This is a genomic window from Moorena sp. SIO2C4, from assembly GCF_010672485.1.
In the GTDB taxonomy this organism is placed as follows: Bacteria; Cyanobacteriota; Cyanobacteriia; order Cyanobacteriales; family Coleofasciculaceae; genus Moorena; species Moorena producens.
Genome location: NZ_JAAHGN010000377.1, coordinates 1 through 6,588 on the forward strand (window position 1 = coordinate 1; position 6,588 = coordinate 6,588).

The 6,588-nt window shown below is 42.4% G+C and carries 4 protein-coding genes and 1 pseudogene; 2 read left to right on the forward strand and 3 right to left on the reverse strand.

The window, feature by feature from the left end; all coding sequences use genetic code 11:
• Positions 1-150: 150 nt before the first annotated feature.
• The 3 genes and pseudogenes from F6K20_RS19395 to F6K20_RS19425 all read right to left on the reverse strand — a co-directional run bounded on the left by F6K20_RS19395 (position 151) and on the right by F6K20_RS19425 (position 4,422).
• Positions 151-498: a hypothetical protein gene (locus tag F6K20_RS19395; RefSeq protein WP_287295693.1), complete on the reverse strand. Its 348-nt coding sequence runs from the start codon at positions 496-498 to the stop codon at positions 151-153.
• Between the two features lie 4 nt (positions 499-502).
• Positions 503-3,754: pseudogene (locus F6K20_RS40735) on the reverse strand (CHAT domain-containing protein).
• Positions 3,755-4,017: 263 nt separating this feature from the next.
• The gene (locus F6K20_RS19425) at positions 4,018-4,422 is read right to left on the reverse strand and encodes an acyl-CoA thioesterase (protein ID WP_287295704.1); all 405 of its coding nucleotides are present in this window, start codon (positions 4,420-4,422) and stop codon (positions 4,018-4,020) included.
• Between the two features lie 207 nt (positions 4,423-4,629).
• Here F6K20_RS19425 and F6K20_RS19430 point away from each other — a divergent pair, with 207 nt between their 5' ends.
• Both F6K20_RS19430 and F6K20_RS19435 read left to right on the forward strand, forming a co-directional pair.
• Complete coding sequence (locus F6K20_RS19430) at positions 4,630-5,478, forward strand: alpha/beta fold hydrolase (RefSeq protein ID WP_287295706.1); 849 nt, start codon at positions 4,630-4,632, stop codon at positions 5,476-5,478.
• 482 nt (positions 5,479-5,960) lie between these two features.
• Positions 5,961-6,437 carry a GNAT family N-acetyltransferase gene (locus tag F6K20_RS19435; protein ID WP_287295707.1) on the forward strand — a complete coding sequence of 159 codons (477 nt, stop codon included), beginning with the start codon at positions 5,961-5,963 and terminating at the stop codon, positions 6,435-6,437.
• The last annotated feature ends 151 nt before the right edge of the window (positions 6,438-6,588 follow it).

Genomic DNA, 6,588 nt, shown 5'->3' on the forward strand with positions numbered 1-6,588 from the left:
GGGGCATAGACTTTAGAGGTCAATCGCTTCGCTCCAATTCAAAATTATCAATTCAAAATTAAAAAATATCCCACTAATTAATTCGGGGCTTGAAACAGCGCTGCATCGCTACTCCCTACTCCCTAATCCCTATTCCCTATTCCCTTTTCCCTACTTCCTGTTCCCTTTTCCCTGTTCCCCGTTCCCTTTACTATTGAGTTGATCCTTCACCTGCTCACGCAGTTCCTGAAACCAATTATTAAGGCGATCGGGCTGGATAGGTGGAGTGGGCGGAACTTTGCCAAGCTCCTTTCTTTGTTTCTCAAATTTTCTGAATTCATCCCTAATTGTAAGCCGTGCCTTGAACCAATTTCTGATAATTTTATCAACATTTTTTGGTGGGTTACTCTGCAAATCTGCTAAGGTCTGATCTAAGTCCTGTAAGTCTTCCATAGAAAACACTTCCGGTTTGGTGTCCAGGAATTCGGGAAATACTATAATTTGAGGGTCAGAAATCATAATGTTACTCTCCAATTACACAGAATGCTGCCCAATAGTAGGGGTTTTGGAACGGTTGTTCATCGGGGTTAAACCAATCCAGTGCTTGTTCAATCTTTTTCATCAAAGAGTTGTCTAGGGGTAACTGCCTACTCCAGGCTAGCAACTGAGACTGGGTGCTATCCCGCAGCCAGAATTGCGATTTATTCAGGGCAACTGCTAAAGCCATTTGCTGTCGTAGATTCTGATAAAATTTAATCATCAACAACGCTGTCGATAAATCGTTTACCTTCCACAAGCTACTAACCACTGCTGGACTTCCGGCAACTAGGAAACCACTGGGTAACCCAATGTATTCATCGCTGGTGTTAGTGTAATCAATCAATCCCGTTTCACAAGCGGAAAGAGTGACCAAACGACATTGTTCTAATTGTAGGCCAAAAACTTCTTCTATGGTCAGACACTTATCTAGGTCAAATACTTCCTCTTCACTTATCCGTAAATAGCGCTCCGAATTTGGTTCAGCAGATGCCGGTTTGTGGGCATTGGCCAGGATTAGAGCCGACTTACGGGGTTCTTGGTAATTAAAGTAACCGTGACAGCTAAAATGGGCACAGTGGAATGTGTTGAGAGCTTTGCTATCGAGAGCGGCTTTGGTAGCAGCCTTTTCCACAAGAACCTCTGTATCTGGTGGTGGATTGAAGTAGCTTTTGATTACGTCTACTTCGATAGTAGTGTAAACTAAATCAGCACTGGGATTTTGAACCGCAAACAGGTGGGTAAAATCTTTTGGGCGTTTTCTGGTTTTGGCAAGTTGCAGTAGTTGACAGCTAGGGGCGTAACTTACCCCTGCTGGAAACCGATCCATCAGAATTTCAGATTTACCTTCTCTGTGCTTACTGGTAATTGGTAAAGCATGAATGGGCAACAAATGTAAATACCGATGGGGGATTAAAATTAAGCGATCGCACTTTTCTGGAATCTGCTTAATGATGTCATTAATGGATAGAATATCAGCTAGCTCATCTAGGCGGTTACTCAGGTCGTTTTGCCAATCAGATTTTTCGGTGTCGTAGCTTTCGAGATATTCATCTACCCAATTTCCCAATTTGTCTAAGTCTTGGGGCTGAGATTGCCAAACTATGGGCTGTTGAGTTTCACTGGTAAAGATAAAAGTGAGCAGCTTATCCCATGTAATGTAAAACTCTACAATAGCAGTGTGGTCATCCAGTTTCTGCTGAAATTGTTTAAAGTTAAAGCTAGAACCGATCGGTAAATAGTGGTCTTGTAAATTATTGCGCTGCTGTCGCCACTTTTGGAGATGTTGTGCCAGGGCGGTGGGATTGTCAGCTTTGCCATTCTGGATTTGATATTGACCTATGGCTATTTCATCCCTGTATTGTTCTAGTTGAGTAACAACATCTACAGGAAAGATCGTTTTCAGGTCACGGCTGAGAATCTCTTCAACTAAATTGCGGGTTTTGCTCCGTTCAACATATTCAATGGCTGCGGTGATATTAGTTAAGTCTAGGCAGACTTCCACCATAGCTCGATAGCTTCTGTTGTACCTTTCAGCTAGTTTAGTCTTGTATTCTTCTACTCCAGAACCAGAAATAATTTCATCTCGCAGGAATTCCACTGTTTTAATGGCAGCATCAAAAGCCTGGTAAGCTTCCGGGAAATTTTGAGCATCTCGGCAAACCAAACCAAGGTTATTGTTAGTATCTAGATAATCTTGGGGAAAAGCTTGACGGGTGCGTACTTCTAAAGCCAATTGGTAGCAAGCGATCGCATCTTCTAGGTTTTGTGCTTTATCCCCTGTGATTCTTTCAGAGTAAGCATTTCCGAGATTGTTTTGAGTCATTGCCCATTCATAGGGAAAAGCTTCACGGGTGTGTACTTCTAAAGCGGATTGGTAGCATGCGATGGCATCTTCTAGGTTTTGTGCTTTATCCCCTGTGATTCTTTCAGAGTAAGCATTTCCGAGATTGTTTTGAGTCAATGCCCATTCAATAGGAAAAGCTTGACGGGTGAAAACTGATAAAGCCAATTGGAAGCAAGCGATTGACCGTAGGTCACGCTACGCGAACGCATCTTCGAGGTTTTGTGCTTTATCCCCTGTGATTCTGTATAAGTAAGCATTTCCGAGATTGTTTTGAGTCGATGCCCAATCAATAGGAAAAGCTTCACGGGTGCGTACTTCTAAAGCCAATTTGTAGCAAGCGATTGACCGTAGGTCACGCTACGCGAACGCATCTTCGAGGTTTTGTGCTTTATCCCCTGTGATTCGGTCATAGTAAGCAAGACCGAGATTGTTTTGAGTCATTGCCCAATCAATGGGAAAAGCTTGACGGGTGCGTACTTCTAAAGCCAATTGGTAGCAAGCGATTGACCGTAGGTCACGCTACGCGAACGCATCTTCTAGGTTTTGTGATTTATCCCCTGTGATTCTGTATAAGTAAGCATTTCCGAGATTGTTTTGAGTCATTGCCCAATCAATGGGAAAAGCTTGACGGGTGCTTACTTCTAAAGCCAATTGGTAGCAAGCGATTGACCGTAGGTCACGCTACGCGAACGCATCTTCTAGGTTTTGTGATTTATCCCCTGTGATTCTTTCAGAGTAAGCAAGACCGAGATTGTTTTGAGTGGATGCCCAATCAATAGGAAAAGCTTCACGGGTGCGTACTTCTAAAGCCAATTTGTAGCAAGCGATCGCATCTTCTAGGTTTTGTGATTTTTCCCCTATAATTCTGTTATTGTAAGCAAGACCGAGATTGTTTTGAATCGATGCCCAATCAATAGGAAAAGCTTCACGAGTGCGTACTTCTAAAGCCAATTGGTAGCAAGCGATCGCATCTTCTAGGTTTTGTGCTTTCTCCCCTGTGATTCGGTCATAGTAAGCAAGACCGAGATTATTTTGTAACGTTGCCCAATTTTCGGGAAATGCTTCACAGGTGAAAACAGTTAGTATGACTTCATAGCCAGTGATGGCAATTTCGATATTGCTGGCTTTGTCACCCAAGGGGAATTCCTGAATTAGATCGCTGAAAGTGCCAATAACTGCTGCTAGGTATCCCGCTTGATATGCTTCCGCTTCCGCCAGCCTAGTTGTTGCTACAACCCGCAATAGTTCTGCTAATCTATCATTAAGTTTATCTATATTTGCTTTCAGTAATGGGTAAACTACTTGCTGATCACCCCCACTCTCTGCGGTTGCTTGTAGTACCTGTAATAGAAAATCAAGTTGGGCATCATATGTATTGTCAGGCATTGCCATCAACTGCTGTTCAATATTTATTGAATTATAGCAATTCTACGACTTGTGAGGTACAAATATCTAGGTTTTAGGGAGCAGGCTCAACAACAAGCCAGACCGGGTATTAACATCTAACACACGAGTATCCATTAACCGCAAACGAGTACTATTTTCTCACATGGTAAGAGGGAAGATGGAACAGGGAATAGGGAATAGGCAATAGGCGTTTTAAAAAAGCAGATATAGCAATCCCTGTAGAATTGGTATATCTGATAGCTGAATGCTTACCCTAGCCATTGCACTATTTCCTCAGGTAAGGGAATTTTGGTTCTAGTCATTGCATCAATACAAACGTGCTTCGTCATTGCCTTGGCCAGTAACTGTTGCGATGACGAAGCTGTAACAACCTGATAAGTAATCTCAAACTTACTTTCACTCAACTGCTCAGGCATCACCTGAATCAGCAGTGGATCCCCACAAAACATAGGACGCAAGAAATCGACACTGGCATGAACAATCGGAATTGCCACAGCGGGCTTAGTGAAAAAGGACTTGAGATTAATGCCCGATGCATCTAGAGAGGCTTCATAGGCTTCATGGCAGATAGATAAAACATTAGCAAAATAGACCACACCAGCCGCATCCGTATCTGAAAAGCGAACAGTGCGATTATAAGTAAAAGAAACCATACAATACTTATCAGCTATCAGCTATCAGCTATCAGCTATCAGCTAATTCGCTACGCGCACGCTACGCGAACAGCTATCAGCTGAATGCTTACAAAGTTTCTGCCCATAGCGTAACCTCCTTGAGGTGCTATTGAATAAAATAAGCTGACGGCTGACGGCTGATGGCTGATGGCTGAATGCTTACACAACTAACAATTAACAATTAACATGAATGGCATTAAAAAAAACTACCAAGCAGCAGTATATCTCAACACTGACCTCCAGGGGTCAGGATTCCCAATTCTCTGTCTTCACGGTCATCCCGGCTCAAATCAGTGCCTTTCGGTTTTTACCCAACATCTATCCCAGAGGTTCTGGACTATCAGCCCTGATTTGCGAGGATATGGTAAAAGTCCAGCTGATCAGGATTTTCAGATGACCGACCACCTGATTGACTTGGAATCCCTGCTCGACTATTACCACATTGACCGCTGTTTGATACTAGGTTGGTCTTTAGGGGCAATTTTGGCAATGGAGCTTGCTCTGACGCTACCTCAGAGAGTCTCAGGTTTAATTTTAATCGCCACAGACGCTCGACCCTGGGGTAATCATCCCCCCATTAGTTGGCAGGATAATCTCTATACCGGCATCGCTGGTGTCTTAAATTGGTTACAACCAGGATGGCAATGGAATATTGACACATTTGGTAAGCGATCGCTTTTTCGGTACCTGATCCAACAACACACAACCAGCACCTACCAGTATATTGCCAACCACGCCATATCAGCCTATTTACAGACCTCCCAAGCCGCTACAGCAGCACTCAACACTGCCATTAGGGCTGGCTATAACCGTTTGCCAGACTTAAACCAGATTCAATGCCCCTCCCTGGTCTTAGCAGGAGCTGCTGATCGCCATATTACCGCAGCATCAAGTCGAGAAACCGCTAAACATCTTAAGGATAGCCAATGGCAATGCTATGACAATACTGCTCACTTGTTTCCTTGGGAAATTCCCGATCAGGTGTTAAAAGATATCGACAGCTGGATTAGCAATAATCCCCAAGTTGTGAGGTGATCAGAATGTATAATTTAGAATTTAGAATGCAGAATTTAGAATGTATAATTTAAAATGTAGAATTAATAATTTATAATTTAAAATGTAGAATTTTGAATTAATTCAAAGCTGATAGCTGTTGGCGTAGCCTGCCCGTAGCGCATATTATGACAATTCTTAATTCTTAATTGAAAGCTGAAAGCTGATAGCTGATAGCTGATAGCTTACAAGTCTCAATTCTCAATTCTCAAGTCTCAATTCTCAAGTCTCAAGTCTCAATTCTCAATTCTCAATTCTCAAGTCTCAATTCTCAAGTCTCAAGTCTCAATTCTCAAGTCTCAATTCTCAAGTCTCAAGTCTCAAGTCTCAATTCTCAAGTCTCAAGTCTCAAGTCTCAATTCTCAATTCTCAATTCTCAATTCTACATTCTCAATTCTACATTCTCAATTCTACATTCTACATTCTACATTCTACATTCTACATTCTAAATATGGTTAAGCATCATGACGACTATTGAAGTCCGTCCTGTTAAGAATAAACAAGAGTTAGAGGATATGTACCACCAGCGGTGGCTTGTCTTCAGAGAACCCTTAGGTATGGAGAAAGGAACAGAACAGGACCAGTACGAGAGTAGTGCTTTTAATCTAGTTGCTGTCTGTAATAATCAGGTAATTGGTTCAGCAAGATTAAGAGAATTGTCTCCCGGATTGGGCAGTATTGCCTACGTTGCACTATTACCTGAATTTCGTCACCAAGGAATCGGCACCAAACTGATGGAAACATTAATTGAAAAAGCCAAAGCAAACAATTTCAATGCTTTAAGACTACTGAGTAGAATTAATGCCCTAGGTTTCTATAGTCGCCTTGGTTTTATAGCCGACGGTGACCAATTTGATTATGTTGGCATCAGCCACCAATTCATGTATCTTAATATATCTAGTCAAGGGAATAGGGAACAGGGAGTAGGGAGTAGGGAGTAGGGAGTAGGGAGTAGGGAGCGGTACGACCCAGCGCTTTTTCAAAGCTAAGCGTGAACGCGCACCGTAGGGAATATGCCATCAAAAATTATCACAATTCCTACACGGACTCTATACCAATGACTAAGTAAATTACTAACACCAGTAAATCTAA

Coding starts and splice junctions, on each gene's coding strand:
- F6K20_RS19395 (WP_287295693.1), bottom strand. CDS start 498: ATGATTTCTGACCCTCAAATTATAGTATTTCCCGAATTCCTGGACACC.
- F6K20_RS19425 (WP_287295704.1), bottom strand. CDS start 4,422: ATGGTTTCTTTTACTTATAATCGCACTGTTCGCTTTTCAGATACGGAT.
- F6K20_RS19430 (WP_287295706.1), top strand. CDS start 4,630: ATGAATGGCATTAAAAAAAACTACCAAGCAGCAGTATATCTCAACACT.
- F6K20_RS19435 (WP_287295707.1), top strand. CDS start 5,961: ATGACGACTATTGAAGTCCGTCCTGTTAAGAATAAACAAGAGTTAGAG.